Annotated in this window: 26 protein-coding genes and 1 pseudogene; 13 read left to right on the forward strand and 14 right to left on the reverse strand. The window is 60.4% G+C overall.

What is annotated here, in order from left to right:
- The first annotated feature begins 101 nt into the window (after nt 1–101).
- Together cobT and CFB10_RS04475 are read left to right on the forward strand one after the other, a co-directional pair.
- On the forward strand, nt 102–2006 hold the full coding sequence (gene cobT / locus CFB10_RS04470; RefSeq protein ID WP_026364031.1) for a cobaltochelatase subunit CobT: 1905 nt from the start codon (nt 102–104) through the stop codon (nt 2004–2006).
- Nucleotides 2007–2043: 37 nt separating this feature from the next.
- Nucleotides 2044–3021: an esterase-like activity of phytase family protein gene (locus CFB10_RS04475; RefSeq protein WP_020012179.1), complete on the forward strand. Its 978-nt coding sequence runs from the start codon at nt 2044–2046 to the stop codon at nt 3019–3021.
- A gap of 2 nt (nt 3022–3023) precedes the next feature.
- Here the strand turns inward: CFB10_RS04475 and CFB10_RS04480 are convergent, their stop codons facing one another.
- The 3 genes from CFB10_RS04480 to rpmB all read right to left on the reverse strand — a co-directional run bounded on the left by CFB10_RS04480 (nt 3024) and on the right by rpmB (nt 4552).
- Nucleotides 3024–3362 (reverse strand): pentapeptide repeat-containing protein, encoded by a 339-nt coding sequence (locus tag CFB10_RS04480; protein WP_026364030.1) that lies wholly within the window; start codon nt 3360–3362, stop codon nt 3024–3026.
- A 90-nt stretch (nt 3363–3452) separates the two neighbouring features.
- Entirely contained in the window at nt 3453–4097 is a 645-nt protein-coding gene (locus tag CFB10_RS04485) for a queuosine precursor transporter (RefSeq protein WP_020012177.1), read from the reverse strand.
- A 164-nt stretch (nt 4098–4261) separates the two neighbouring features.
- On the reverse strand, nt 4262–4552 hold the full coding sequence (rpmB, locus tag CFB10_RS04490; RefSeq protein WP_003509888.1) for a 50S ribosomal protein L28: 291 nt from the start codon (nt 4550–4552) through the stop codon (nt 4262–4264).
- Between rpmB and CFB10_RS23670 the strand changes: the two genes are divergently transcribed.
- Nucleotides 4551–4769 (forward strand): hypothetical protein, encoded by a 219-nt coding sequence (locus CFB10_RS23670; RefSeq protein WP_020012176.1) that lies wholly within the window; start codon nt 4551–4553, stop codon nt 4767–4769. The two genes, rpmB and CFB10_RS23670, sit on opposite strands and share 2 nt — an antisense overlap.
- Nucleotides 4770–4804: 35 nt before the next feature.
- A complete protein-coding gene (locus CFB10_RS04495; protein ID WP_020012175.1) occupies nt 4805–5578 on the forward strand; it encodes a DUF3108 domain-containing protein in 774 nt (257 codons plus the stop codon).
- Between the two features lie 207 nt (nt 5579–5785).
- Here the strand turns inward: CFB10_RS04495 and CFB10_RS04500 are convergent, their stop codons facing one another.
- Together CFB10_RS04500 and gloB are read right to left on the reverse strand one after the other, a co-directional pair.
- Nucleotides 5786–6226, reverse strand: coding sequence for a cupin domain-containing protein (locus CFB10_RS04500; RefSeq protein ID WP_020012174.1), 441 nt, complete (start codon nt 6224–6226; stop codon nt 5786–5788).
- Nucleotides 6226–6996, reverse strand: a complete 771-nt coding sequence (gene gloB / locus CFB10_RS04505; RefSeq protein WP_020012173.1) for a hydroxyacylglutathione hydrolase — start codon at nt 6994–6996, stop codon at nt 6226–6228. Before gloB ends, CFB10_RS04500 begins: the two co-directional genes overlap by 1 nt.
- A gap of 105 nt (nt 6997–7101) precedes the next feature.
- On the opposite strand from gloB, the gene CFB10_RS04510 reads away from it, so the two are divergent.
- From CFB10_RS04510 to CFB10_RS04525, 4 genes and pseudogenes are all read left to right on the forward strand, one after another.
- Nucleotides 7102–7863 (forward strand): class I SAM-dependent methyltransferase, encoded by a 762-nt coding sequence (locus CFB10_RS04510; RefSeq protein ID WP_020012172.1) that lies wholly within the window; start codon nt 7102–7104, stop codon nt 7861–7863.
- Nucleotides 7864–7947: 84 nt separating this feature from the next.
- A pseudogene (locus CFB10_RS04515) lies at nt 7948–8563 on the forward strand (aminotransferase class I/II-fold pyridoxal phosphate-dependent enzyme).
- Between the two features lie 149 nt (nt 8564–8712).
- Nucleotides 8713–9819, forward strand: a complete 1107-nt coding sequence (hisC, locus tag CFB10_RS04520) for a histidinol-phosphate transaminase (RefSeq protein WP_020012169.1) — start codon at nt 8713–8715, stop codon at nt 9817–9819.
- Entirely contained in the window at nt 9819–10748 is a 930-nt protein-coding gene (locus CFB10_RS04525) for a prephenate/arogenate dehydrogenase family protein (RefSeq protein ID WP_020012168.1), read from the forward strand. The genes hisC and CFB10_RS04525 overlap by 1 nt, the downstream gene beginning before the upstream one ends.
- A 126-nt stretch (nt 10749–10874) precedes the next feature.
- Here the strand turns inward: CFB10_RS04525 and CFB10_RS04530 are convergent, their stop codons facing one another.
- Nucleotides 10875–11876, reverse strand: a complete 1002-nt coding sequence (locus tag CFB10_RS04530; RefSeq protein ID WP_020012167.1) for a DUF2125 domain-containing protein — start codon at nt 11874–11876, stop codon at nt 10875–10877.
- Between the two features lie 49 nt (nt 11877–11925).
- Between CFB10_RS04530 and CFB10_RS04535 the strand changes: the two genes are divergently transcribed.
- Nucleotides 11926–12477, forward strand: coding sequence for a gamma-glutamylcyclotransferase (locus CFB10_RS04535; protein ID WP_020012166.1), 552 nt, complete (start codon nt 11926–11928; stop codon nt 12475–12477).
- On the opposite strand, the gene CFB10_RS04540 is transcribed toward CFB10_RS04535, so the two are convergent.
- The 4 genes from CFB10_RS04540 to ftsE all read right to left on the reverse strand — a co-directional run bounded on the left by CFB10_RS04540 (nt 12450) and on the right by ftsE (nt 15973).
- Nucleotides 12450–13247 carry a 1-acyl-sn-glycerol-3-phosphate acyltransferase gene (locus tag CFB10_RS04540; protein WP_026364029.1) on the reverse strand — a complete coding sequence of 266 codons (798 nt, stop codon included), beginning with the start codon at nt 13245–13247 and terminating at the stop codon, nt 12450–12452. The two genes, CFB10_RS04535 and CFB10_RS04540, sit on opposite strands and share 28 nt — an antisense overlap.
- A gap of 221 nt (nt 13248–13468) precedes the next feature.
- The gene (locus tag CFB10_RS04545; RefSeq protein WP_020012164.1) at nt 13469–14185 is read right to left on the reverse strand and encodes a YdcF family protein; all 717 of its coding nucleotides are present in this window, start codon (nt 14183–14185) and stop codon (nt 13469–13471) included.
- A gap of 128 nt (nt 14186–14313) precedes the next feature.
- Nucleotides 14314–15321 carry an ABC transporter permease gene (locus CFB10_RS04550; RefSeq protein WP_003509918.1) on the reverse strand — a complete coding sequence of 336 codons (1008 nt, stop codon included), beginning with the start codon at nt 15319–15321 and terminating at the stop codon, nt 14314–14316.
- Nucleotides 15314–15973 (reverse strand): cell division ATP-binding protein FtsE, encoded by a 660-nt coding sequence (gene ftsE, locus CFB10_RS04555; protein WP_003497447.1) that lies wholly within the window; start codon nt 15971–15973, stop codon nt 15314–15316. The genes CFB10_RS04550 and ftsE overlap by 8 nt, the downstream gene beginning before the upstream one ends.
- 199 nt (nt 15974–16172) lie before the next feature.
- On the opposite strand from ftsE, the gene CFB10_RS04560 reads away from it, so the two are divergent.
- The 3 genes from CFB10_RS04560 to CFB10_RS04570 all read left to right on the forward strand — a co-directional run bounded on the left by CFB10_RS04560 (nt 16173) and on the right by CFB10_RS04570 (nt 17957).
- Nucleotides 16173–16844, forward strand: a complete 672-nt coding sequence (locus CFB10_RS04560; RefSeq protein WP_020012163.1) for a DUF3426 domain-containing protein — start codon at nt 16173–16175, stop codon at nt 16842–16844.
- Nucleotides 16845–16912: 68 nt separating this feature from the next.
- Complete coding sequence (gene hpt, locus CFB10_RS04565; protein ID WP_003509922.1) at nt 16913–17455, forward strand: hypoxanthine phosphoribosyltransferase; 543 nt, start codon at nt 16913–16915, stop codon at nt 17453–17455.
- A 142-nt stretch (nt 17456–17597) separates the two neighbouring features.
- A complete protein-coding gene (locus tag CFB10_RS04570; protein WP_020012162.1) occupies nt 17598–17957 on the forward strand; it encodes a response regulator in 360 nt (119 codons plus the stop codon).
- Between the two features lie 262 nt (nt 17958–18219).
- On the opposite strand, the gene CFB10_RS04575 is transcribed toward CFB10_RS04570, so the two are convergent.
- The 4 genes from CFB10_RS04575 to argH all read right to left on the reverse strand — a co-directional run bounded on the left by CFB10_RS04575 (nt 18220) and on the right by argH (nt 24064).
- A complete protein-coding gene (locus CFB10_RS04575; protein ID WP_020012160.1) occupies nt 18220–20916 on the reverse strand; it encodes a TIGR02302 family protein in 2697 nt (898 codons plus the stop codon).
- A gap of 167 nt (nt 20917–21083) precedes the next feature.
- Complete coding sequence (gene lysA / locus CFB10_RS04580; RefSeq protein WP_020012159.1) at nt 21084–22352, reverse strand: diaminopimelate decarboxylase; 1269 nt, start codon at nt 22350–22352, stop codon at nt 21084–21086.
- A gap of 13 nt (nt 22353–22365) precedes the next feature.
- The gene (locus CFB10_RS04585; RefSeq protein ID WP_020012158.1) at nt 22366–22569 is read right to left on the reverse strand and encodes a lipoprotein; all 204 of its coding nucleotides are present in this window, start codon (nt 22567–22569) and stop codon (nt 22366–22368) included.
- A gap of 94 nt (nt 22570–22663) precedes the next feature.
- Entirely contained in the window at nt 22664–24064 is a 1401-nt protein-coding gene (gene argH, locus CFB10_RS04590) for an argininosuccinate lyase (protein WP_020012157.1), read from the reverse strand.
- Nucleotides 24065–24086: 22 nt separating this feature from the next.
- Here argH and CFB10_RS04595 point away from each other — a divergent pair, with 22 nt between their 5' ends.
- A complete protein-coding gene (locus CFB10_RS04595; RefSeq protein ID WP_020012156.1) occupies nt 24087–24749 on the forward strand; it encodes a TlpA disulfide reductase family protein in 663 nt (220 codons plus the stop codon).
- Nucleotides 24750–24766 lie beyond the last annotated feature (17 nt).

Raw genomic sequence — 24766 nt, forward strand, 5'->3', positions numbered from 1 at the left:
CCCGGCTTGTCCGGAGACGATTTCGATGACTTGAAGACGCCGGCAGACCGCGCACATATCGGTGGGCGGTCTCCACGCGTCGGCAAATGACAGGAAAGACAATGGCAGCGCGCGGCGACAATTCCAGAGCAAAACCGGGTACGGCTGTTGATACGGAGCCGTTGCGTCAGGCGATTGCCGGATGCGTGCGATCTGTCGCTGGCGATGCCGAAGTTGAGGTCGTCTTCGCCAATGAGCGGCCGGGCCTTGCAGGTGAGCGCATGCGCCTGCCGGAAATCTCCAAAAAACCGACCGCGCAGGAAATCGCCATTACCCGCGGCCTCGGTGATTCCATGGCGCTGCGCCTTGCCTGCCATGATGCCGACACGCATGCGGTGATGTCGCCGCAGGGCGCCGAAGCGCGATTGATCTTCGATGCGGTTGAACAGGCGCGCGTGGAATCGATCGGCGCGCTGCGCATGCCGGGCATGGCCTCCAACATCCAGGCCATGAACACGGAAAAATACGCCAAGGCCAACTTCGCCGGCATCACCAACAAGGACGACGCGCCGCTTGCCGAAGCCGTGGCGCTTCTGGTGCGCGAGAAGCTGACGGGTGAAAAGCCGCCGGAAAGCGCCGGCAAGGTTGTCGATCTGTGGCGCGATTTCATCGAGGACAAGGCCGCTGGCGATCTCAAGGATCTCTCCAGCGTCATCACCGACCAGAAGGCGTTTTCGCGGCTGGTGCGCAAGATGCTGACCTCCATGCAGATGGCGGAGGATTTCGGCGACGAGGATAACGAGCCTGACAGTCAGGAGGCGGAATCCAACGAGGACCAGCCGCGCACCAACGAGACGGAAGAAGAGCAGGTCGAGGAAGAGGCCGGCTCGGACGCGACGCCCGCCGATGAAAACGAGGCTTCGCAGGAGGAAATGGAAGAAGGCGAGATGGACGGCGCCGAGATGTCGGACGAAGAAATGTCCGATGATCTCGACGAGGATTCCGAAACGCCCGGCGAGACCCGCCGCCCCAATAGCCCCTTCGACGACTTTAATGAAAAGGTCGATTATCGCATCTTCACGCAGGAATTCGACGAGGAAATCCACGCGGAGGAACTGTGTGACGAGGCCGAACTGGACCGTCTGCGCGCCTTTCTCGACAAGCAGCTCGCCCATCTTCAGGGTGCGGTCGGGCGCTTAGCGAACCGGCTGCAGCGCCGCCTGATGGCGCAGCAGAACCGTTCGTGGGATTTCGATCTGGAAGAGGGTTATCTCGATCCGGCCCGCCTCGTCCGGCTCATCATCGATCCCATGCAGCCGCTTTCCTTCAAGAAGGAGCGCGACACCAAGTTCCGCGATACTGTCGTGTCGCTCGTGATCGACAATTCCGGTTCGATGCGCGGCCGTCCGATCACGGTTGCGGCCACCTGCGCGGATATTCTGGCGCGCACGCTGGAGCGCTCGGGCGTGAAGGTGGAAATTCTGGGCTTCACCACCAAGGCGTGGAAGGGCGGGCAATCGCGTGAGCAATGGCTGGCCAGCGGCAAGCCGGCTTCGCCAGGCCGTCTGAATGATCTGCGGCACATCATCTACAAATCGGCGGATGCCCCGTGGCGGCGCGCCCGGCGCAATCTTGGCCTGATGATGCGGGAAGGCCTGCTGAAGGAAAATATCGACGGCGAAGCGCTGATGTGGGCGCATAACCGCCTGATCGGCCGCCCCGAGCAACGCAAGATCATGATGATGATCTCCGACGGTGCGCCGGTGGACGATTCGACCCTGTCGGTCAATCCGGGCAATTATCTGGAGCGGCACCTGCGCGCCGTCATCGAGCAGATCGAGACACGGTCGCCGGTGGAACTGCTGGCGATCGGTATCGGCCACGACGTGACGCGTTATTATCGCCGCGCCGTGACCATCGTGGATGCGGATGAGCTGGCGGGCGCGATGACCGAGCAGCTCGCGGCGCTCTTTGAGGATACGAGCAGCGCCTCCGGTTCGTCCCGCAGGGTTCGCCGTGCGGGATAAGCGGGGCCGGGTTTCCTCCGCCTGCAAAACACTCTCAATGGCCGCCATTCTGGCGGCCGCATCGCTGTTCCCGGTTTCCATCGGCGCTTCGACCATCGATGTGCCGGTGAGCGCGCGTCTCCTCTCGTCTTTCGAAGTCGGCACCAGCGAGAAACGTTTTGGCAAGCTGGAATTTGTCGGCGGCATGGTGATGAGCGCGCCGGAAAAACTGTTCGGGGCCATATCCTCCATCCGCTTTCGCCCAAACGGTGAGGATTTTATTGCGGTGCTGGATACGGGCCATTGGCTGACGGGCAGAGTCACGCGTGATGCTGTCGGGGCGCTGTCTGGCCTTGCTGAAGTCCGTATCACCCCCATGCTGGACATGAGCGGACGCGAACCGCCGCGCAAGATGGAGATGGATGCGGAAGGACTGGCGCTGCGTGACGGCAAGGTTTTCGTCAGTTACGAGCAACGTCACAGGATCGATATCTATCCCGATCCGGGCTTCGAGACATCGAAACCGCTCGGCCGTCTGCCGCATCTCATTCCCAATAACGAGTTACGCCACAATGGCGGCATGGAGGCGCTGGCAGTATCACCGGCCGATTCGCCGCTCGCCGGCTCTCTCGTCGTGGTGGCTGAAAAAAGCATCGATGCTGACGGCAATCTTCTTGCCGCCATATTGGAAGGTCCGCTGAAGGGCACATTCGCCGTTACGCATCATCCGTCATTCGACGTGACGGACGGCGCTTTCCTGCCAAATGGTGATCTGCTGCTTCTGGAGCGCCGGTTCAATTTCGCCGAAGGCGTGGGCATGCGCATTCGACGCATCCGTGGCGCCGATATCCGGCCGGGTGCTGTGGTGGATGGCGAAATCCTCATGGAAGCGGGCATGGCCTACCAGATCGACAATATGGAAGGCATGGATGTGGTGAAGGGGCCGGACGGCTCGACGCGCCTCATCATCGTTTCCGATGACAATCATTCGTTCCTCCAGCGCAACCTGATGCTGGAATTCAAGCTGGTGGAGTAAAATCAGGCCTGCTGCTGCTGTGCCGCCTTGTAGGCTGCCATCAAGTCCTCGACGGGAATGCCGTCGATCTTCATGCCGGTCATTCGGCATGACGTTATCTGCGCACCCGACAGGTTTGAGTTGCTCAGTTTCAGACCGGAAAAATTGACGTCATCGATCGACCAGCCGGACATGTTGTTATCCGTGAACGACGCGCCTGACAAATTGATATTGTTAAAGCTCGCCCCGGAAAGATTGACATTGTCGAAGACCGTGCCGGATAGATTGACGTCGTTGAAGGTTGAGCCTGAAAGCGTGGCGCTGGCGGCCTCCACGATGTCGATAACGTCCTTGATCTGCATGTCGACCTGCCTCCGCGCTGTGCCACGGACCGCAGACTGCAATGCTGACTGCTGGTTTGCAAGCGCGATTTGATCCGCGCTTGCCCGGCCTCAAACGCGGCCCGTTTTGACGGCGCCCGGCATCGGCTTTAGCGTGTTCATCAGCGCGCCGTAAGGCAACAACATGATGAGGCCGACGAGAACCTTCACCGAGAGATCACCCAGCGCCCAGGAAATCCAACGGGGCGCTTCCACGGCGAAGGCACCGAGGATGGGAGCGCTTTCGATGGCGAAGGCATCGTTGGGACCGACGAAGGAGAAGCTCGCGGCAAAGGCGATGGAGAAGAACAGGGCCGTATCCAGCACCGAGCCCAGCATGGAGCCGGCCAGTGGCGCATGCCACCAGCGCTGGCGCCGCAGGCGGTTGAACACCGAAATATCCAGCAGCTGGCCGATCAGATAGGCGGTGCCGGACGCAACAGCGATGCGCGGAATGGATGTCCAGAAGGAAAGCGTGACACCGACGACAAAGCCGGCAAGCACGACGCGACGCGCGATGGACGGGCCGAACTGGCGGTTGGTCAGGTCTGTAACAAGGAACGCGATCGGATAGGTGAAGGCGCCCCAGGTCAGGAGGTCGCCGAGATTGACGCCGAACAGCGAGCCGGAGAGCGGGTATTGCACCAGAATATTGGAAGCGACGACGACGAGCGTCATCAGCAGAACATAGATAAGCGTATAGCGCAGATAGGGCATTTTTTTATCCTGGGTGATGCCACCAGTTGGAGCCAAGCATCGGAGCAAAACGTCTCAAACGGTTTTCGCAAAACCCGATGCAACGAAAATCTAAAACAAACAAAAGGCTTGAGCGGCAAAAGCCATTCAAGCCCTCTGAATATCAGATGATGTCGAAACCGCTATTAAGCAGCTTCGGCCGTCTTCTTGGCGATCTGGCGGCGCAGGAGACGAGCGCGCATGCTCAGTTCGTTTTCGCCGGACTTCAGAAGGAAGGCATCGAGGCCGCCACGGTGTTCAACGGAGCGCAGAGCGGCTGCGGAAACACGCAGGCGGAAGCGCTGGCCGAGAGCATCGGAGATCAACGTGACCTGGCAGAGGTTCGGAAGGAACCGGCGCTTGGTCTTGTTGTTGGCGTGGCTGACGTTGTTGCCCGTCTGGACGCCCTTGCCGGTCAATTCGCATACACGGGACATGGGTACACCTATTTCGTTTCGTCTGTTTCACCACTGGCTCGCCACCGGCAAAACCGGGGTGGCAATCCAACTGGCCATGATTGGAAAGTTGCGGTTCTATAGTCAGACGGGACTTAACAGTCAAGCCGCCCGCGAGCAAATCAAAGGAAATTCCGGCGTTTTCAACCGGCATCCGCTTTTTTATTGCCACAAGTCAGCGTATATGATCGCCCGATAAGGCCGCTTCCGCGCCTCTTTTAAGGTGATATCGAAATGATTGCCAGAGGAAAAAGCATTTTTATGGCCGCTACCATGGCGCTTGCGGGTGTCTCCTCCTCGCTCGCCGCCGAAGCGCGCCACACAAGCGAATACAGCATCAATCTCGGCATTTTGCCGATTGCGCGGGCAAGTTTTTCGACTCGCATGGATGGGCCGAATTATTCGATCTCCGGCTCCTTCAGCGCCGCCGGCCTCGCCAGCATCCTCAAGGATATTTCCGGCAAGACGACGGTTTCCGGCGCCAAGCGCGGCCACCGGCTGCAGGCCAATGAATATTCGCTGGTCTACAAGGACGGCAAGCGGGTGCGCACCTATGACGTCGTCTATCGCAACGGTAACGTCACATCGACGACGGTGAAACCCGAGCCCAAGGCGCGCCCGGACAACTGGGTTGACGTGAAGGACCGCGATCTGCGCTCGGTTCTCGATCCGATTTCCGGTCTCATCATTCCCGCCGGCGGCCGCATCTGCCCGACTCGCCTGCCGATCTATGACGGCGAATCGCGGCTCGATCTCGTTTTGAGCTCCAGCGGCACCAAGCCTTTCAAGACCAACGGTTTTAATGGCGACGCCATCGTCTGCAAGGCGCGTTATGTGCCGAAGTCGGGCTATCGGCAGGGACGCAAGGATATCGAATATCTGAAATCCATTTCGATGGAGATCTGGTTCGCCAAGTCGAACAACATGGATGTCTATGCGCCGGTCTATGCCATCATTCCGACGCGGGTGGGGCAGGTCTACATCACCGCCACTAAATACGGAGGCTGACCAAGATTGATGGCAGGGCAATTGAAAGCAGGCGTTGCCGCGTATTTCTTCTCCCCGTTCGGGGAGAAGGTGGCCCGAAGGGTCGGATGAGGGGGCACCCTCTCCGAATATCGCTACCGTTTCCCCCTCATCCCGCTGCCGCGGACTTCTCCCCGGCGGGGAGAAGAAACAAGCGGAGCACGACCGGGCTTTTGATTGCTCTCAGGGTTACGCCGCATCACCCGGCGACCAGCCGGGCTCTGCCATAACGAAGCTCGAAAAGGCAAAGCCCGGCGAGACGGTGCAGCCGACAAGGGTGAAATCGCCGAGGCTTTCGGCCGATTGCCAGCAATTGGCGGGAACGATCACCTGCGGGCGCTCGCCTTCCAGAATGGCGGGGCCGAGCGTGAAGGTCTGCACCTCCCGTCCGTCCTGCGAAAGATGCAGCGCAATCGGCGCGCCGGCATAATAGTGCCAGACCTCGACCGCATCGGTGACCCGATGCCAGTGCGAGCGGTCGCCTTTTTCCAAGAGATAATAGATCGCCGTGGAGTGGCCGCGCTCGCCGCCGGCCTTGTCACGGAAAGTCTGGTGGTAAAAACCGCCCTCGGGATGCGGCTCCAGCCCCAGTTCACGAATGATCGCCTGCGCGGATATATCCGTTCCCATCAGAAATTGTCCTTGCGCGTGCGGATTTCCGCGAAGACGTCGGCATCGGTGGCGCTTTCCAGGCCAAGATATTTGCGGATGCCGGGATCGGCCACCCGCATATAGGGATTGGTCTGTTTTTCGAGCCCGATACTGGTGGGAATGGTGAATTCATTCGCCTGCCGCGCCTTTTCCACCCGCTCCGCGCGCTCGCGCAGCACGGTATTGTCGGGATCGACGGTCAAGGCGAAACGGGCATTCGTCAGCGTATATTCATGGCCGAAATAGACCTTGGTCTCATCCGGCAGGGCAATGAGTTTCTGGAAGGAGTGCCACATATCCGCCGCCGGGCGTTCGAACAGGCGGCCGCAGCCCATGGCGAACAGCGTATCGGCGGCAAACAGCAGCCCGTCATCCGGCATATAATAACAGATATGTCCCGCCGTATGACCGGGCGTGGCGATGATCTGAACGCGGCGACCGGCGAATTCGAATTCGTCACCATCAGCCTGCGAGCGGTCGAGCCCCGGTATTGCAACAGCCTCATCATAGGGACCGTGAATTTCGCACTGAAACTTGTCTTTGAGCGCCAGATTGGCTTCCACATGGTCCTGATGGTGGTGAGTGGTGAAGATGTGCGTGAGCTTCCAGCCGTGGCCATCGAGAGCATGCAGTATAGGGCCTTCTTCCGGGGCGTCGATGGCGGCGGTCGCCCCGCTTTCGGGGTCGTGCAGGAGAACCCCGAAATTGTCGCTGCGGCAAAGAAAGACGTCTATTTCCAAAGGTTTCATCTTATCCTCTCCATTTGCCGGCCAAAACCGGCGCATTCGCCCGCCTGATCTTCTATGTAAGGGCAGACGCCTTGAAGTCCAACCGCCTGATGCTACATTCTCGCCATGAATACCGATATCGTCGATCTGCGCGAATTCTATCATTCTCCGCTTGGCCGCTCGGCCGAGCAGGCGATCACCATGGCGCTTTCGACGCTGTGGCCGCCTTTGCCGGAAGAGCGGCTGGTCGGGCTGGGTTATGCCGTGCCGTTTCTGGACCGGTTCCGCCGCGATACGGAGCGCACCTTCGCCTTCATGCCGGCGGGGCAGGGGGCGGTGAACTGGCCGGCGGGCGAGCTTTCCTCCACCGCGCTGGTGTTCGATGAAGAACTGCCGCTGCCTGATTCGTCGATAGACCGGGTCCTGATGGTGCATGCGCTGGAATTTGCCGAAAATCCGCGCGAAAGCCTCAAGGAACTGTGGCGGGTGCTGGCGCCGGGTGGCCGCCTCGTCATCGTGGTGCCGAACCGCCGCGGCGTCTGGGCGCGCATGGAACATACGCCCTTCGGTTCCGGAAGGCCCTATTCGCGCGGGCAGCTGACGGCGCTTTTGCGCGAAACCAATTTCACACCGGGCGCCTCCGCCGAAGCGCTGTTCTTCCCGCCGACCACAAGCCGGCCGGTGCTGAAATTCCGCCGTTATCTCGAGCATACCGGCCGCCGGCTGTGGCCGCTATTTTCCGGTGTCATTGTGGTGGAAGCGCAAAAACGCCTCTATCAGGGATTGCCCGTCACGCAGCGCGCCTCGCGCCGCGTTTTCGTGCCTGTACTCGCGCCGCAGGGGGTGCCCACCACCCGCACCGCTGCAAGCCAAGGAAAGCCGCGCTGACCCTCGACAAAGCGCCCATTCCGGTCTAATGCCTCCGGCATTGCTTTTGCCGGGTTCTCCGACATTTTTTAGAGGCCGATAAAAATGAGCGCAGAGCTAAGCCAACCTGTTCCGCGTCCGGGTATTCTCGATATCGCCGCTTATGTTCCCGGAAAGGAACATGTCGATGGTGTCGCCAAGGTTTATAAGCTTTCCGCCAACGAAACGCCGTTCGGGCCGAGCCCCAGGGCGATACAGGCTTTCGGCACGGCTTCCGCCAATTTGGAACTTTATCCGGACGGTCAGGCGGCGGCGCTGGATGTACGGCCCGGCGGACATCATCGATGCGCTTAACCGTGTGCGCGGCCCGTTCAACCTGAATGCACCCGCGATTGCCGCCGGCACTGCTGCCTTGCGCGATCAGGTTTTTGTGGAAACGACCATCGGGCATAATCTTTTCTGGCGCGATAAGCTGACCCATGCGTTCACCGCGCTCGGCCTGACCGTCACGCCGTCCGTCGCCAATTTCCTGCTAATCCATTTCCCCGACCGGGACGGCAAGCGTGCGGCGGATGCGGATGAGTTTCTAAGCCGCCGCGGTTATATTCTGCGTGCGGTGCGCAGCTACGGTTTCCCCAATGCTCTCAGAATGACCGTTGGTTCGGAAGAGGCTAATCTCGGCGTCGTGGCGGCCCTTGCGGAGTTCATGGGGCGGGTCTGACGAGTGGATCATGTGCGAGCGCATCGCACCGACCTGCACCGCCGCGAAACAGGGAAAGCCTCTGACCCTCGACAAAACGCCCATTCCGGTCTAATGCCTCCGGCATTGCTTTTGCCGGGTTCTCCGGCGTTTTTCCAAAGGTCGATCAAATGAGTGCAGAGCTTAGCCAACCTGTTCCGCGTCCGGGTATTCTGGATATCGCTGCTTATGTTCCCGGCAAGGAACATGTGGACGGCGTCGCGAAGGTTTATAAGCTCTCCTCGAATGAAACGCCGCTTGGGCCGAGCCCGAAGGCCATCGAAGCCTTCGGTGCTGCCGCCAGCCATCTGGAAATCTATCCGGACGGTCAGGCGATTGCGCTGCGTCAGGCGATTGCCGATGTGCATGGTCTCAACATCGCGAATATCATGTGCGGTAACGGTTCGGACGAGCTGCTTGGCCTGCTCTGCCACGTCTATCTGGGTGCGGGCGATGAGGCGATCATCACCGAACATGGTTTCCTCGTCTACAAGATCCAGATCATGGGCGCGGGCGCGACCCCGGTGACGGTGAAGGAAAAGGACTGCGCGGTCGATGTGGATGCCGTGCTTGCCGCCGTCACGCCGAAGACGAAGATGGTTTTCATCGCCAATCCCGGCAATCCCACCGGCACCTATGTCCCGGTCGCGGAAATCCGCCGCCTTCAGGCCAGCCTGCCGAAACATGTCGTGCTGGTGCTCGATGCGGCTTACGCCGAATATGTGCGCAAGAACGATTATGAGGCGGGGCTTGAGCTGGTGTCCGGCAACCGCAACGTGGTGATGACCCGCACCTTCTCCAAGGTTTACGGTCTGGCCGCACTGCGTGTCGGCTGGATGTATGCTCCGGCAGATATTATCGATGCGTTGAACCGTGTGCGCGGCCCCTTCAACATGAGCGCGCCGGCCATTGCGGCCGGTGCCGCTGCGATCCGCGATCAGGCCTTCGTTCAAAAAGCGGTGGCACATAATGCCCTGTGGATGGAAAAGCTGGTCACGACCTTTGCCGGCCTCGGCCTCGAAATCACGCCGTCGGTCACCAACTTCATCCTCATCCATTTCCCCGATCAGGATGGCAAGCGGGCTACGGATGCTGACGAGTTCCTGAGCCGCCGCGGTTACATTCTGCGTGCCGTGCGCGGTTACGGCTTCCCGAATGCGCTCAGAATGACCGTCGGTTCTGAAGAGGCCAATCTCGGCGTCATCGCTGCTCTCACCGAGTTTATGGGGCAGGCGTGATGGCTGAGATCATGTTTGAACGCATCGCGCTGATCGGCATCGGCCTCATCGGCTCGTCGATTGCCCGAGATATCAGGGAACTGGGTCTTGCCCGCAATGTGACGATTTCCACGCGCAGCGAAGACACGCTGAAAAGGGCAGAAGAACTGGCGCTCGGCACGGATTACACCGTGTCGGCGGCTGAGGCGGTGAAAGAAGCCGATCTCGTCATCGTTTCGGTGCCTGTTGGTGCATCGGAAAGCGTGGCGCAGCAGATCGCGCCGCATCTGAAACCGGGCGCCATCGTTACCGATGTCGGCTCCACCAAGGCTTCGGTCATCGCACAGATGGCGCCGCATATGCCTGACAATGTGCATTTTATTCCCGGCCATCCGCTGGCGGGTACAGAAAAATCCGGCCCGGATGCCGGTTTTGCCGGTCTCTTCCGTGACCGCTGGTGCATTTTCACGCCGCTGCCGGGAACGGATGCGGCGGCTCTTGAAAAGCTGAAGGATTTTTGGCGGGCGCTCGGCTCGCGGGTCGATGAAATGGATGCCGATCACCACGACAAGGTTCTGGCGATCGTTTCGCATCTGCCGCACATCATCGCTTACAATATCGTCGGCACGGCGGATGATCTGGAGACGGTGACCGAATCGGAAGTCATCAAATATTCCGCCTCCGGTTTCCGTGACTTCACCCGTCTGGCCGCCTCCGACCCCACCATGTGGCGCGATGTCTGCCTGCACAACAAGGATGCCATCCTTGAAATGCTGGCGCGGTTTTCGGAAGACCTCGCCTCCTTGCAAAGGGCGATCCGCTGGGGAGAGGGCGACAAGCTGTTCGAACTGTTCTCCCGCACCCGCGCCATCCGCCGCTCCATCGTTGAGGCCGGTCAGGATGTCGATGCGCCGGACTTCGGGCGTCACGCGCTGGATCAGAAGAAGTAGGGCGCATTTAGCTGAGGTCGTGTGGGATTTGATCCGGCCCATCACGCCTGCCGGCAAAGTGCCAAAGCCTCCTCGACGTCATCCTCGGGTCAAACCCGAGGATGACGTCGAGTATAAATCAATCCCTCAGATCGGCGGGATTTTCCCAAGCGGGATAAAGCCGCTGACCGTGGCGCGGCCGCGATCCACAACGAGATCGACGGATGCACGGTCACCGCCGCCGGCAAGCGCGCCGAGCAGTTTGCGGGCCGTATCGATGGTGGATTGCAGCTGCGGGAAGGCCTGCTTGGCATTATCGGACCATGCGCCGAGCTTTTCGATCTCAAGCTTGAACTGGCCGGAGAGATATCCCTCATTGTCGAAGGAGAAGGGGCCGCTGATGCGCATGGTGCGGCCCTCGCCAATATCGGCCACCAGCCGGCGAAGCTCGCCGCTTGTGCCATAAAGGCCCGACTTGTCGCTACCATCCACCATGCCCGCCTTGCCGGCGAGCGTGACGTCAACGATGGCGTCGAGGCGTGGAAGAACCTGCGGCCAGTCCTTGATGACGGTCGCCGAATCGGTGAGCGTGATTGCGCCGTCGAGATCGGCCCCGTTCTGGCGCAGATGCATTTCCGTCTTGACGGCGTCAAAATCGATGGTCTGTCCGGTGACCGAGGAAACCGCCTGCGCTTTTAGTCCGTCGATGACGAGCGAGCTGCGGTCAATGCCCTTCAGTTTGGTGACGATGCTGGACTGCATGTTCTTCCAGGCAGCCGAAATCGTCAGGCCGTGGGCGGAACGGATTTCCGCGGGCGAATCGAGTTCCCAGACGATATGGCCGGGATTATAGACCTGCGCCGCCGAGCGAAGTTCGCCGAAGGAAGCGGAAACGCCGTTCTGGCTGTCATCCACCGTCACCTTCGAGCAGAAGAGGCCGATGCGGAAGGGATAACCCTTGAAGGCGATATCGCCGCATTCCCCACTGACGCTGCGGGCCTGCGAAGGGGAAATGACGTTCAGGACCGTCTGTTTCAGCCTGTCGGCGGCATAAAACCACCCCGCCGTGTAAAGTCCGATGACCAGCACAACGGCGATACCAAGCCAGAGGAATTTTTTGGCCGTGCCGGATTGGCTTGACGCTGCCATATTGATCTCCGATGAACAGACTTCAGGGAATTTTGATTTGGCTTGGGATATGGACGATTTTTGGGTCTTTGGCTACGGTTCGTTGATGTGGAACCCCGGCTTTGCCTTCGAGGAGAGGCAGCAGGCGCGGCTGCACGGTTATCGGCGCTCGCTCTGCATCAGTTCCAACTTCTATAGAGGTACGGAAGAAAAGCCCGGTCTCGTTCTCGGTCTGGAGCGCGGCGGCTCCTGCCTCGGCGTCGCCTTCCGCGTGCGCGGACAGGACCGCGATCCCGTCATGGTCTATCTGCGCGAGCGCGAACTGGTGACCAATGTCTACAAGGAGCGGATGGTTTCCATCGCGCTGTCAGATGGCAGGCGCGGCAGCGCCGTGACCTATGTGGCCGACCCCGCGCATGAGCAATATATCGGCGGTCTCGGCGTGGCCGAATCGGCGACCATCGTCGCGGCTGCAGCGGGCCGGTCGGGGCCGAATACGGATTATGTCTTCAACACCGTGCAACACCTGCAGGAGATGGGCATTCGCGACTCCCTGCTGGAGAGCATCGCCAAGAATGTCGGCGCGCTCGCGGCTCAGCCGGCCGAGGTTTCCTTGCCCTGAAGTTCGGCGATCCGCTTCACGGCGGTCGGCGGCAGCGGCAGGTGGGGATTGTTGCGCACCGTTTCCAGCAGTAATTCGTCGCTCGCCTTTTCCGTCACCTCGATCAGACGCTTGAAGAACACGTCGGGGTCCAGCCCCGGCTCGATGGCCGGCAGGATACGTACCTTGAAATGGCCGGGATAGCGCATGGTGGAACGGCGCGGCCAGAACAGGCCCGGATGCATGGCGACGGGAATGACCGGAACCTGCAGATCGCGGTAAAGCCTTGCGATGCCGTAACGATATTCGGGCTCGGCGCCCGGCGGGCGGCGTGTGCCTTCGGGATAGATGATGAGTTCGCGGCCGGCGGCCATTTCCTCTTTCGCCCGCTCCATGACCTTCAGCATCACCTTGCCGCGTGCGGCGCGGTTAACCGGGATCATGCGCTGTTTCATGACATACCAGCCGAACAGCGGAATCCACATCAATTCCCGTTTCAGAATGTAAACGGGGTCTGGCAGATTGGGCAGCAGCGCATAGGTATCCCAGAAGGACTGATGCTTGGGGGCGAAGATGCAGCCGGTCTCGGGAATGTTTTCCAGCCCCTCGATCTCGAAGGTAGTGCCGACGATGGTTTTCATCAGCCAATGGTTGGACCGCGCCCAATTCTTGGGAATTTCGAATGCGATCTTGCGGGGCAGGATGAAATAGATCGGCGTCAGCACGATCATGCGGACAATCAGGTTGAGATAAAAAAGCGTATTGAAAAGAAAAGAGCGCAGCTTGAGCATCAACAGCCTTCCCTGGATCATGATGATTTCAGGTCCTGTCGACCTGAAATCATCATGATCCAAATTATATAATTAGAGCGGGATTTCAGACGAAAACCGCATACGCTTTTCGCCATCCCGCTCTATGCAGCCGTTCCGAAACTCTGAGCGCCTCGATGCCGGATGCCTATGCCAGACGCCTACACGAAAACAAGGGGCCGCAGCAAGGGTGTTCTCGCGGGTCAGGGCGAAGCGGTCGCCACCTTCGGGGCGGAGTAGTCGGCGGCTGCCTTGCGCAGCCCATCACCCTTGCCGAAGCCGGTGAGGTCTCGTCCGGCCGCGGCCACGAACTTCAGATATTCGTAGAGCATGGTTCTCACTACATCCGGCTCCACGAACCAGTTGGTGCGGGCGAGATCGGCGCTGATGACGGGATAGGCGATGAATTCCGTCTGCGGGCTGGCGCTGCGCAATTCATGCAGGCTGCGATGCATATGATAATTGTTGGTGACGACGACGATGGAGGAATAGTTGTGGTCACGTATCCAGCTTGCCGCCTCATTGGCGTTGCCGATCGTGTCGATGGCCTTGTAGCCCATATCCACGCAGCAGGAGAACATGTCGGATGACCCTTGAGTCATCTTGCGAATCTGCGAGCGGGTGGTGGCGGGGTTGACGCCTGATATCAAAAGCCGCTTGCCCACGCCGTCCCTGAGCAGGCCGACCGCCTGTTCGATACGCTGATAGCCGCCGGTGAGCACAATGATGGCGTCGCCTCTCGCCCCTTCCGGCGGGCGCATGGAGGCTACGGAATCGGCAAACCACAGGAAGCCGCCTGAAAAAACACCAAGAAGAACGACGCAGAGCAGGATGAAGCCGCGAATAAAACGGCGCAAAGGACCACGCCGCGACAACAGGCCCTTTCTGGCCGGCCGCGCCGTCGTCTGATCCTGGTCCATCCGACTCACAAACATTCCTCCTGAATACTCGCCGATTAAGGCAAGGAACAGGCATTTTTGTCCACCGTCTGCAGGTTACATCCGGCCTGTGACGGTTTCAGTTTTACCGCAGGATTCCGGTGGTATCCTCACGACGCGAGGCCGTCACTTTTCGATGGATCGGAGCGGACGCGGTCAATATCGTCGATGGTGCGGATGACGGTCATGCGCGCCGTGATGGTGGTGAGAAGCGCGATGATGATCATCGTCATGGCGATGCCGAGATAACCGCCGAGGCCGACCGAAAACGAGCCAAAAAGCGCGCTTGCCTGATCGCTTTGCGGTGTGGCGACCGTGCTCGATTGCCAGAAGCCGGCGACCAGGAACACGGCGGCCGCCAGTGCGCTGCCTGCCGCTGCCCCCTTGAGGCTGATCTTCAGGAAGTGCTTCTGGAATTCGCGCGCCACGAAGCTGCTTTCGGCACCGACGAAATGCAGCACCTCCACAATATGCCGGTTGCCGGAAAGCGCGCCGCGCGTGGCGAACACCACCGTCAGCACCATGGCTGTGAAAACGAGGATGAGGACGCCGACGCCGATCATGACTGTAGTTCTGGCCATGGAGACCAGCCTGTCGACCCAGGTGCGGTGATCGTCGAGAAATGCCTGCGGGATTTCCGCTTTCAGCATATCCCGCATGGCCTGGAAATCGGGCGGATTGCTTTCATCGATGGTGATGACGACGAGACGCGGAATGGGAAGTTCGGAAAGGTCGAGACCGCTGCCGAGCCATGGTTCCAGCAGGCGCGATGTCGCCGCATCGTCGAGGATCGTGCCATCCCGCGTGCCGACAAAGGTGAGCGCCAGATTACGCGCCTTGTTCAACGCCGCATTCATGTCCAGCCCGTCCTCGGGCTTGATCTGAATGGTGATCTCGCGGGAAATCTGGCTTTGCCAGGTTGCGGCGGTGGCGCGCACCATGGAGACGGCGCCGAGCGTCAGGCAGGCAAGGAAGGCCATGATGGCGATCACCACCATCAGCGCGTTGCCCTGAATGTTGGAGGGCGGCAGGATGGGCGCCATGGGGCGGATGCGCATGGGCGGGCGCTTCGGCTGCGCGGCTTCCGGTTTCAGCTGTTTGCGGTTGATCTCATTCATAGATATCGAGCCGCCCTTCGGTGAGGATCATCCGGCGCGCATCGATCTGGTCCATCAGGCCAAAATCATGGGTGGCAATGACGACGGCCGTGCCCAGCCGGTTGAGCTCCAGGAAGAGGTTGAGCAGACGTTTGGCCATGGGCGGATCGACGTTGCCGGTCGGTTCGTCGGCCAGCAATATTTCCGGCTGGTCCATCAGCGCGCGGGCAATGGCGGCGCGCTGCTTTTCCCCGCCGGAAAGAATGGCCGGCAGCACATTGATACGCTCGCCGAGCCCGACCCACTTCAGAAGCTCGATCACGTCGTTGCGATAGGCGCTCTCTTCCTTGCCGCGCACACGCAGCGGCAGGGCGACATTCTCATAGGTCGTCAGATGATCCAGCAGCCGGAAATCCTGAAACACGATGCCGACACGGCGACGCAGCATCGGCAGCTCGCTGCGCGGGATGCGTGATACATCGCGGTTGAACATGCGGATATTGCCGCGCGTCGGCTGCAGCGACATCAAAAGCAGGCGCAGAAGCGTCGTCTTGCCTGCGCCCGATGGGCCGGTCAGAAACTGGAATGACCCCTTGGGAATGTCGAAGGTCATATCCCTCAGGATCTCGGGTCCCATGCCGTAACGCAACCCGACATTTTCGAAATGGATCAACGGACTTCCAGTCTCTTCGTTTCGTGGTGGTTCGCAAGCCGCTGGCGCGTTGGGTTCGGTGTCGGGGGTTAACCCGGATCCGGTGACCCGTGCGAGCCGTTTTTGCGAAGCATTAACCAATTAAATTTAAAACTTGGCAGGATTCGTTGCAATGCCCAGTTTTGCGGGCCGGAAAACCTGACCGGGGAATTCTATGGCTATGTTCCATTCATCTCGCCGGCAAGCGGCATTCGATTTTGACCTCCTGATGCCGGAAACGCCGGTGCGCCGTTCGGCGCGGGCGGCAAATCCCGACCGCGACGTGGTAGACGCTGAATTTGTCACCATCAAGGAAAACCGTGCGCGCCAGCCCGGAAATGACAATCGTGGCGCAGCGCGCCGGCAGGCTGTAAAGCCGCCCGTTACCCTCCCCATGCTGGGCCTCGCCTTCATTGGCTGGGTGGATCGCAGATTGTCGCGCCTTTCGGCGGATGCCTATTCGGCACTGGTGGCTGGCCTCGCTATTTTTGTCTTCGTATGCTCGGGTGGTCTCTCGGTCGTAGTACCGGAAAAGACGGCCGCCCCGGCCCCGGTCAGCCCGCTCGCCATTTCCCATGTTACCGTGACCCCGCAGGAAGCGGGCGGCATGGATATTCTGCTCATCAACGGCATCGTGGAAAACAATGGCGGCAATCTGGAAGAGGTGCCGGCCCTTCGCGCCGATCTCTTCGCCGCCAAGGGGCAGCTGGTGGCCAGCATGGTCATCGAGCCGCCGGTGAAAGAGATGCAGCCCGGTTTCAGCCACGGTTTTTCGGCAAAACTGCGCCATCCCGGTGGAAAAACGCCAGAGATCAAGCTTTCCTTCGTCGAGGCGGGTGCGTCCGAACGCTGACTGTGCTAACGCCTGTCTTCTATTTTTACTGAAAGGTAAAATCGGCAAGGCGCAGCACAGGAGTAAGAATGCCCGTCGTCCGTGGAAAAAATATCGAGCCGCTTTATACCGCCGAGCAGATCGCCGAGCGTAATCGCGACATGGCCAAGCACATTGCCAGCGGCCCGACCAAGGATTTGCTGGTCATTGCCGTGCTCAAGGGATCGTTCATTTTCGCGGCCGATCTTATCCGCGCGCTGCATGACAGCGGCCTTGCGCCCGAAGTCGAATTCATCACGCTGTCGAGCTATGGCACCGGCACGGTTTCGCAAGGCGTCAGGATCGTCAAGGATATCGACAGCGATGTGAAGGATCGCGATGTGCTCCTGATCGACGATATTCTGGAATCCGGCCGCACGCTGCGTTTCGCCAAGGAACTGCTCTATGAGCGCGGCGCGCGCCACGTCACCATCGCCGTGCTGCTCGACAAGAAGGTGAAGCGCAAGGAAGATCTGGAGGCCGATTATGTCGGTTTCGAATGTCCAGATTATTTCGTCGTGGGTTACGGTATGGACGTGGCTTATGCCTTCCGCGAGCTGCCTTTCGTCGGCGTCGTGACCGGCGACGCCTGACTACTTCTCCCGTACCGGAACGGCACAGGGCAGAGACGCCTCATTAACCATTCACCCAGCCAAAGCCTGGGTGTTTACCTCTTGAAAAGAGGAGCCTGCGATGTTGCTCACGGCTGGAAATGATGCCCAGGAGCAATGATTGATGGCAAAAATTCTGATTACCGAAGACGAGGATGCGCTGCGTTCTTTCGTGGCGCGCGCCCTGCGTCTCGACGGTCACGAGACCTACGAGGCGGCGGATGGCGAGCAGGGGCTGGAGAAGCTCCAGGAAACCAGTTTCGATCTTCTTCTTTCGGATATCCGCATGCCGGTCATGGATGGCATCGAGCTGGCGCACCGCGCGGCCGAGAGCTTCCCGGCCATGCGCATTTTGTTGATGACCGGTTATGCCGAACAGCGCGAACGTGCAGATGATCTGGCGGAAAAGATCGTTGATGTGGTTTCCAAACCCTTCGCGCTTCCGGATATCCGCAAGGCGGTTGCGCGCGCGCTCGCGGCCTGAGTGATAAAGTTACACAGATTTAGAGGGCGGCCGTCGGGTCGCCTTTTTTATTGACGGATTGCCTGCTTCGCAGGTTCGTCATCCTCGGGCTTGAGCCGAGGATCCACAACTCGGTGAAAACAATGGATCCTCGGCTCAAGGCCGAGGATGACGTCGAGTGTTTGGCGAGCCCCGGGGCCAACTAGTGACGCGGCGCCCCGGTCTGGGCAAAAAGCGCCACGCTAGGCGAAAGGCCGGATCAGGGGCATGTCCTCCCCTATCCTCACCGAATATCCAGCAACCGCTCCAGATAACGCCGCTCGATTTCCCCCGGCGGGTTATTGCCGAGCTTTTCACGGATAGCCTCGAGGATTTCGCGGGCACGCTGAACGTCGATCTCGTCAGGCACCTTCACCTGATCGCCGAAATCCGGGCCGGTGGTGCTGCGCGGACGGCCGAGCGGGTCGCGGCCGTTCTGGCCGCCCTGACCCGCCATGCCTTCCTGACCCTGTCCGGGCTGCTGACCCTGCTGGCGCATGGCCTGCATGATCTGGCCCATCATGTCCTGCGCGCCCTGTCGCAGAGCGTTCAGCGCATTGCCCTGGCCTTCGACGGCCTGTTCGCCCTGGCCCTTGCCCAGCGCTTCACCGGCGCCCTGCATTTCCTGCTGCGCCTTGCCGAAGTTTTCGCCCGGTTCCATGCCGAGATCACGAAGACCCTGCTGCAATTCTCCGAGCTGCTTGCCGAGTGCATCCTGCTGGGCCCGCAGGTTTTTCAGCGCTTCGCGCAATTGCTCCGCAGTCATCTGGTCAGACTGCTGCTGCCCACCCTGCTGGCCATTTTCGCCCTGTTGGCCCTGCTGACCCTCTTGCGGCGGCTGGCCGTTTTCACCCATCTGCTGGTCTTCATTTTCGCCGCCCTGCTGCGGGTCGCCGCGCTGCATACGGTCGCGCAGCGCCTGATCGAGCTTGAAGGTCTCGTCCATCAGCTTCTGCTGCTGTTGCAGGATTTCGCCGAGCTTGTCGATCTGCTGGCGCATCTTGCTGCTCTGTTGCTGCCCCCGCTGGCCCTGACGTTGCGGCCTGCCTGCCTGCAGATTGTTCATCATGCGCTGCAGCTGCGACAGCATTTCCTGCGCTGCGTCACGGTTGCCGGAGCGGGCGAGGTTCTCGATCTGGTTCATCATGTTTTCCAGATCGCGCTGGCGCAGAACGTTTTGCGCCTGCTGGTTCATGTTGGCTTGCGGCGCGTTCTGCATGCGCTGCGCAAGCTCGCTCATGAATTGCTGCATCGCTTCCCGCAGTTCCTGCATCAGCTTGGCGACCTCTTCGTCAGAGGCATTTCGCTGCAACGCTTCCGAAAGCGCAGTCTGCGCATCGCGCAGGCGTTTTTCGGCCTGCGAAAGATCGCCATCCTCGATGCCAAGCGCAATTTCCCAGAGGTAATCAGCCGTATCCTTCAGCATCTCCTCATTATAGGCGAGCCGCATGCGGGTCTGCGCCGATTGCAGCAGGAGATAATGCGTGGTGTTGGGAATGGTCTCTTCCGGGCGCAGGCCCACCGCCTCGTTATAGGTGATGGCCTTCGGCATCTGGCGCGTATCCAGCGAGAAGATCTGCCGCTGCTCGGCAATGGAAGCAGCCAGCGGTTCGGAGAAATTGCGGCCGGGCAGCACCATTTCATGCGCGGGGCTGCGGCCGGTCTGGCCGGCACCGTCGGTCGCCACCAGCGTGATGCGCACGCGCTTGCCCGCCATCGGATGTTCGGTCAGGTTACGGCTGGTCAGACCCTTGATTTCGCGGTTATTCTGCCGGGGCAGATCGAGCTTGAATTCCGGCGCCGGGTAAAGCGCGGTTGCGCCTTCCGCCACGCCAAGCGGCTCGATGATCGCATGGGCTTCCTTCAGGCCGTAATCGTCTTTGGCCGTGAAGCCCACTTCGAGCGCGCCGTTGACAGCCCGGCGCGGCATGTTGTCGAAAGCGATGCTGGGCGGCTGGTCGGGGATGATGTTGAAGACCCATTGCTCGCCATTGGCGGTAATCATCCCGCTTTCGGTGACATCCATGGCGAAGGTGCGCGGCGCGACGGGCTGATCCGCCGAACGCACCGGCGCCTGAACGGCGACCTCACCGCTTGCACTGTCGGCGCGCGCCGCCTCCGGCGCAAGCTTCTGCAATGCGCCTGCCATTTCCGGTTCGAAGGTCACTTCCTCGCCGCCGTCGCCGCCGGTCATGCGGATCGTCAGCTTGGAGGATTGCGGCACGGAAACCGCGTCGCGGTTGGTCGCATCACGCCCGGTCAGGAAAATCGGTGCGCGGCCGGTATAAGCGGGCGGCGTGACCCAGGCATCGAGACGAATATCCGGATTGAGCGGGCCGGCTGCCGGCCGGCTGCGGAACGCATCGGCAACCGTGCCTGCGCCGTTGGAATAGGAAAAACCGAAGGCAGTGACCAGAAGCAGCGCCGGAACGGCGCGCAACGCCAGCCGGTCATAACGGGCGATATCGGGTTTCGGCAGGCCGGCATTGAGCGCGGCGATGCGCTCCGCCATGCGGATCTGGTGTTCTTTCCAGAGCGTGCGGGAAAATGGCGTGTCAAAGGCAGGTTCGTCTTCCTGCACGCCGACCGGCTGGTGCGCGAGACCGTTCCGATCCTCGAGGAGGCGCGACGCGTCATTATCCGTCGGCCATTTCAGCCTGAGGATCGGCAGAAGCGTGGCGATAAAACTGAAAACCAGCACAAAAACGATGCCAAGCCGCAAGAAATCAGGCATGTGCCGGTAAAGGCCGAACCAGGCAAACGCCAGAAATACGGCGGCGATGGAGAGCGGCCACAGGGTTTTCGGTGCGATTTTCTCGCAGAGCAGCACGATTTTCGCGAAGAAGCGCTTGGCGGCAACCAAGCGGGCAAGGTCTGGCCGCTGCGCGAATGCGCCGGTCGGGCGCTTTCTGCCTGTCCTGTCCTCTCCGGCTGTGGTCATCAATCCGTTCTCCCGGTTCTGGCCACGTCAAACGCCATTCCCGGAACGGCGAGCTGCTTGTATTCTGAGGGGCAAGGATAACATTCTTTGTGGCGAAGACGAGGGCAAGCACATGCTCACCCCCATTTTTTAGGCAGCTTCGCTCAATTGTGATCGGCTGGGCAGGATCAATCGAGCCAGGCGGGTACGGAATCGAGAGCGATCAGCTCTTCATAGGTGCCGCGCGGGCGGATGACGTGGAACTTGTCACCCTTCACCAGCACTTCCGGCACCAGCAGACGCGAATTATAGGTGCCTGCCTGCACTGCGCCATAAGCACCGGCGGAGCTGACGGCGATGAGATCACCCGGCTGCGGCGCGGCCATCTCGCGGTCCAGCGCCAGATAGTCACCGGTTTCGCAGACGGGGCCGACGATATCGGCCTTGATGCGCGGCGCGTCTACAGCGGGCTGCACGACCGGGCGAATGCCGTGATAGGCCTCGTAAAGCGTCGGGCGGATGAGGTCGTTCATCGCGCCGTCAACGATCACGAAGGTCTTCTCGCCGCCATCCTTCACATAAATCACCTCAGTCACCAGAATACCGGCATTGCCGACAATCAGGCGTCCCGGTTCGGTGATGATCTTGCAGTTGAGGCTTTTCAGTTCATTCTTGACGATATGCGCATAGGCATCGGGCAGCGGCGGCGGGTTGTTGTCGTCGCGGTAGGGAATGCCGAGACCGCCGCCGATGTCGACGTGGCTGATCGTGTGTCCGTCGGTGCGCAGCGCCTCGACCAGTTCACGCAGCAACCGGAAGGCATCCTCGAAAGGCTGCAATTCGGTGATCTGGCTGCCGATATGCATGTCGATGCCGGTGACTTCGATACCGGGCAAAGTGGCGGCATGGGCATAGACCGCGCGGGCGCGTTCATAGGAAATGCCGAACTTGTTTTCTTTCTTGCCGGTGGAAATCTTGGCGTGGGTGCGCGCATCCACGTCAGGATTGATGCGGAAGGAGACATGCGCCCGCTTGCCCACTTTCACGGCGCGCAGGTTGAGGACTTCCAGTTCCGGCTCGGATTCGATGTTGAAGCAATAGATACCGGCATCGAGCGCATAATCCATTTCCGCCACGGTCTTGCCGACGCCGGAGAACATGATGCGGCTTGCCGGTACGCCGGCTGCGAGCGCGCGGCGCAATTCGCCGCCGGAAACGACGTCGATGCCCGCGCCGAGCTTCGCCAGCGTCTTCAGCACCGCCTGGTTGGAATTGGCCTTCATGGCGTAACAGACCATGGCGTCCACATCGGCGAAGGCGCCTGAGAACACCTTGTAGTGGCGCTCCAGCGTCGCGGTCGAATAAACATAGAACGGCGTGCCCACTGCCTTGGCGATCTCAGGCACGGGCACGTTTTCGGCGTGCAGCACGCCGTCGATATAGCCAAAATGGTTCACGGCTTTTTACCCGTCAGAGGAGCTTGTCGAGAATGAACGGACGCTCAGCCGTTGCCGGCTTCGGCTCGCTTCCATCGGCGGCGCGTTTGTTGCGCATTTCGACCGGCGTGCTCGGTGGATCGATATCGCCCTTACGCCCGCAGGCGCTGAGAGCAAGGCTGACGGCGAGCGTCATGCCGATGGGAACGATGATTTTGCGCGCGGTTTTTGAAAGCATGAGCCTGTCCAAAGGAAATATGTGCCTCTCTGATAACGAAAAACAGGGCGCTTGTGCACCCTGTTTCTTGTGATCGCAGCGTAACGCAGATTTATCAGTTGCGTCCACGCCACCAGGCGATCTGCTTTCGCACTTCCGAAGGGGCCGTGCCGCCGAAGCTCACGCGGCTGGCAACCGATGCTTCTACCGAAAGAACGTCGAAAACGCCGCTGGTGATGGCAGGATGAATTGCCTGCAACTCCTCGAGCGAAAGATCGGCCAGATCGCAGCCCTTCTTTTCCGCCAGCGCCACGGCATTGCCGGTCACATGGTGGGCGTCGCGGAAGGGCAGGCCCGCCTCGCGCACCAGCCAGTCGGCGAGATCGGTGGCGGTGGAATATCCAGATCCCGCCGCTGCGCGCATGCGGTCCTTGCGCACTTCGAGGTCGCGGATCATGCCGGTCATGGCGGCAATGGCCAGTTCCAGGCTTTCGGCGGCGTCGAAAACCTGTTCCTTGTCCTCCTGCATGTCCTTGGAATAGGCGAGCGGCAGGCCCTTCATGACCGTCAGAAGGGCAACCAGCGAGCCGTTGATGCGGCCGGTCTTGGCGCGCACCAGTTCGGCGGCGTCAGGGTTCTTTTTCTGCGGCATGATTGAGGAGCCGGTGGAAAAAGCGTCCGACAGGCGGATGAAGCCGAATTGCGGCGTCGACCAGATGACAATTTCTTCGGCAAGACGCGACAGATGCGTGGCGCAGATAGAGGCGATCGACAGGAATTCCAGCGCGAAATCGCGGTCGGAGACGGTGTCGATGGAGTTGCGGGTCGGCTCGCGGAAGCCGAGCGCCTTCGCCGTCATGTGGCGGTCGATGGGGTAGCCGGTGCCGGCAAGGGCTGCGGCGCCGATCGGGCTTTCGTCCAGATGTTCGATGGCGTGGCGCACGCGGGCGCGGTCACGGCCGAACATTTCCACATAGGCCATGCAATGATGGCCGAAAGTGACGGGCTGGGCGGTTTGCAGATGGGTGAAACCAGGCATGACGGTATCGGCATTTTCTTCGGCGCGGTCGAGGAAGGCGGCGATGAGCGCGGTCAGCATGCCCTCGGTCTTCTGCAGTTCTTCCTTCACCCACAGGCGGAAATCGAGCGCCACCTGGTCGTTGCGCGAACGGGCGGTGTGCAGGCGGCCGGCGGCGGGGCCGATCAGCGTTGCAAGCCGCGCCTCGATATTCATGTGAATATCTTCGAGCTTGCGTGAGAATTCGAAGCTGCCGGCCTTAATCTCTGACAGGATCGTGTTCAGGCCGTGAGTGATCTTGTCTTTATCTTCCTGCGAAATAATGCCTTTTTCCGCCAGCATGGCGGCATGCGCCATAGAGCCGCGGATGTCCTGGGCGTAAAGCTTCTTGTCGAAGCCGATGGAGGCATTTATCTCTTCCATGATGGCAGATGGCCCGGAAGCGAAACGTCCGCCCCACATCTGGTTGGAGGATTTCTGATCTGTGCCGTCAGCCATGTTAAGTGCCCTGGAGTATTCGATGACAGAAAAAAGGCCGTTCAGGCTTCCTTCCGCCAAATTGGTTGCAATTGCTGCCGTGGCCGGTGTGCTCGCCGGTGCTGGCGCGGTCTGGTTCAGGCATATTGGGTCTGAGAGCCCGGTTCAAGGGGCAGCGGTGACTGACGCCGGTTTATGTGAGGGTGCGGCAAACCGCATCGCCTCGCTGAAGCCGTTTCTGAAAGGGCAGGTGGCGGCCATGTCGGCGGCGGACAAGCCGCGCATCATTCCGCTGTCCTTCAAGGGGCCGGAGGCCAAGGACATGACGCTTGCCGATCTCAAGGGCAAGGCGGTTCTTCTCAACCTCTGGGCCACATGGTGCGTGCCCTGCCGCGAAGAGATGCCGGCGCTGAACGCGCTGGAGAAGGAAAAGGGCGGCGAGAATTTCGAGGTCGTTGCCGTAAATATCGATGTCGGCGCGGATGAAAAACCGAAAGCTTTCATGGAAGAATACAAGATCGATGCTCTGAAGCACTATCGCGACAGTTCCATGGGCGTCTTCAACGTTCTGAAAAAGGAAGGCCTCGCTTTCGGCCTGCCGGCAACCCTGCTGCTGGATGAAAACGGCTGCCTGCTCGCGGCCATGAACGGCCCGGCGGCGTGGGATAGCGAGGATGCCAAGGCGCTGATATCGGCAGTCAAATGACTGCCGATACCTTCTTG

This window comes from Agrobacterium sp. 719_389 (assembly GCF_900188475.1).
Lineage (GTDB): Bacteria > Pseudomonadota > Alphaproteobacteria > Rhizobiales > Rhizobiaceae > Agrobacterium > Agrobacterium radiobacter.

What these genes read in the sequence shown, in the direction of transcription:
- cobT (WP_026364031.1), top strand. Translation starts at nt 102, where the DNA reads ATGGCAGCGCGCGGCGACAATTCCAGAGCAAAACCGGGTACGGCTGTT.
- CFB10_RS04475 (WP_020012179.1), top strand. Translation starts at nt 2,044, where the DNA reads ATGGCCGCCATTCTGGCGGCCGCATCGCTGTTCCCGGTTTCCATCGGC.
- CFB10_RS04480 (WP_026364030.1), bottom strand. Translation starts at nt 3,362, where the DNA reads ATGCAGATCAAGGACGTTATCGACATCGTGGAGGCCGCCAGCGCCACG.
- CFB10_RS04485 (WP_020012177.1), bottom strand. Translation starts at nt 4,097, where the DNA reads ATGCCCTATCTGCGCTATACGCTTATCTATGTTCTGCTGATGACGCTC.
- CFB10_RS23670 (WP_020012176.1), top strand. Translation starts at nt 4,551, where the DNA reads ATGGGTACACCTATTTCGTTTCGTCTGTTTCACCACTGGCTCGCCACC.
- rpmB (WP_003509888.1), bottom strand. Translation starts at nt 4,552, where the DNA reads ATGTCCCGTGTATGCGAATTGACCGGCAAGGGCGTCCAGACGGGCAAC.
- CFB10_RS04495 (WP_020012175.1), top strand. Translation starts at nt 4,805, where the DNA reads ATGATTGCCAGAGGAAAAAGCATTTTTATGGCCGCTACCATGGCGCTT.
- CFB10_RS04500 (WP_020012174.1), bottom strand. Translation starts at nt 6,226, where the DNA reads ATGGGAACGGATATATCCGCGCAGGCGATCATTCGTGAACTGGGGCTG.
- gloB (WP_020012173.1), bottom strand. Translation starts at nt 6,996, where the DNA reads ATGAAACCTTTGGAAATAGACGTCTTTCTTTGCCGCAGCGACAATTTC.
- CFB10_RS04510 (WP_020012172.1), top strand. Translation starts at nt 7,102, where the DNA reads ATGAATACCGATATCGTCGATCTGCGCGAATTCTATCATTCTCCGCTT.
- hisC (WP_020012169.1), top strand. Translation starts at nt 8,713, where the DNA reads ATGAGTGCAGAGCTTAGCCAACCTGTTCCGCGTCCGGGTATTCTGGAT.
- CFB10_RS04525 (WP_020012168.1), top strand. Translation starts at nt 9,819, where the DNA reads ATGGCTGAGATCATGTTTGAACGCATCGCGCTGATCGGCATCGGCCTC.
- CFB10_RS04530 (WP_020012167.1), bottom strand. Translation starts at nt 11,876, where the DNA reads ATGGCAGCGTCAAGCCAATCCGGCACGGCCAAAAAATTCCTCTGGCTT.
- CFB10_RS04535 (WP_020012166.1), top strand. Translation starts at nt 11,926, where the DNA reads ATGGACGATTTTTGGGTCTTTGGCTACGGTTCGTTGATGTGGAACCCC.
- CFB10_RS04540 (WP_026364029.1), bottom strand. Translation starts at nt 13,247, where the DNA reads ATGCTCAAGCTGCGCTCTTTTCTTTTCAATACGCTTTTTTATCTCAAC.
- CFB10_RS04545 (WP_020012164.1), bottom strand. Translation starts at nt 14,185, where the DNA reads ATGGACCAGGATCAGACGACGGCGCGGCCGGCCAGAAAGGGCCTGTTG.
- CFB10_RS04550 (WP_003509918.1), bottom strand. Translation starts at nt 15,321, where the DNA reads ATGAATGAGATCAACCGCAAACAGCTGAAACCGGAAGCCGCGCAGCCG.
- CFB10_RS04560 (WP_020012163.1), top strand. Translation starts at nt 16,173, where the DNA reads ATGTTCCATTCATCTCGCCGGCAAGCGGCATTCGATTTTGACCTCCTG.
- hpt (WP_003509922.1), top strand. Translation starts at nt 16,913, where the DNA reads ATGCCCGTCGTCCGTGGAAAAAATATCGAGCCGCTTTATACCGCCGAG.
- CFB10_RS04570 (WP_020012162.1), top strand. Translation starts at nt 17,598, where the DNA reads ATGGCAAAAATTCTGATTACCGAAGACGAGGATGCGCTGCGTTCTTTC.
- CFB10_RS04575 (WP_020012160.1), bottom strand. Translation starts at nt 20,916, where the DNA reads ATGACCACAGCCGGAGAGGACAGGACAGGCAGAAAGCGCCCGACCGGC.
- CFB10_RS04585 (WP_020012158.1), bottom strand. Translation starts at nt 22,569, where the DNA reads ATGCTTTCAAAAACCGCGCGCAAAATCATCGTTCCCATCGGCATGACG.
- argH (WP_020012157.1), bottom strand. Translation starts at nt 24,064, where the DNA reads ATGGCTGACGGCACAGATCAGAAATCCTCCAACCAGATGTGGGGCGGA.
- CFB10_RS04595 (WP_020012156.1), top strand. Translation starts at nt 24,087, where the DNA reads ATGACAGAAAAAAGGCCGTTCAGGCTTCCTTCCGCCAAATTGGTTGCA.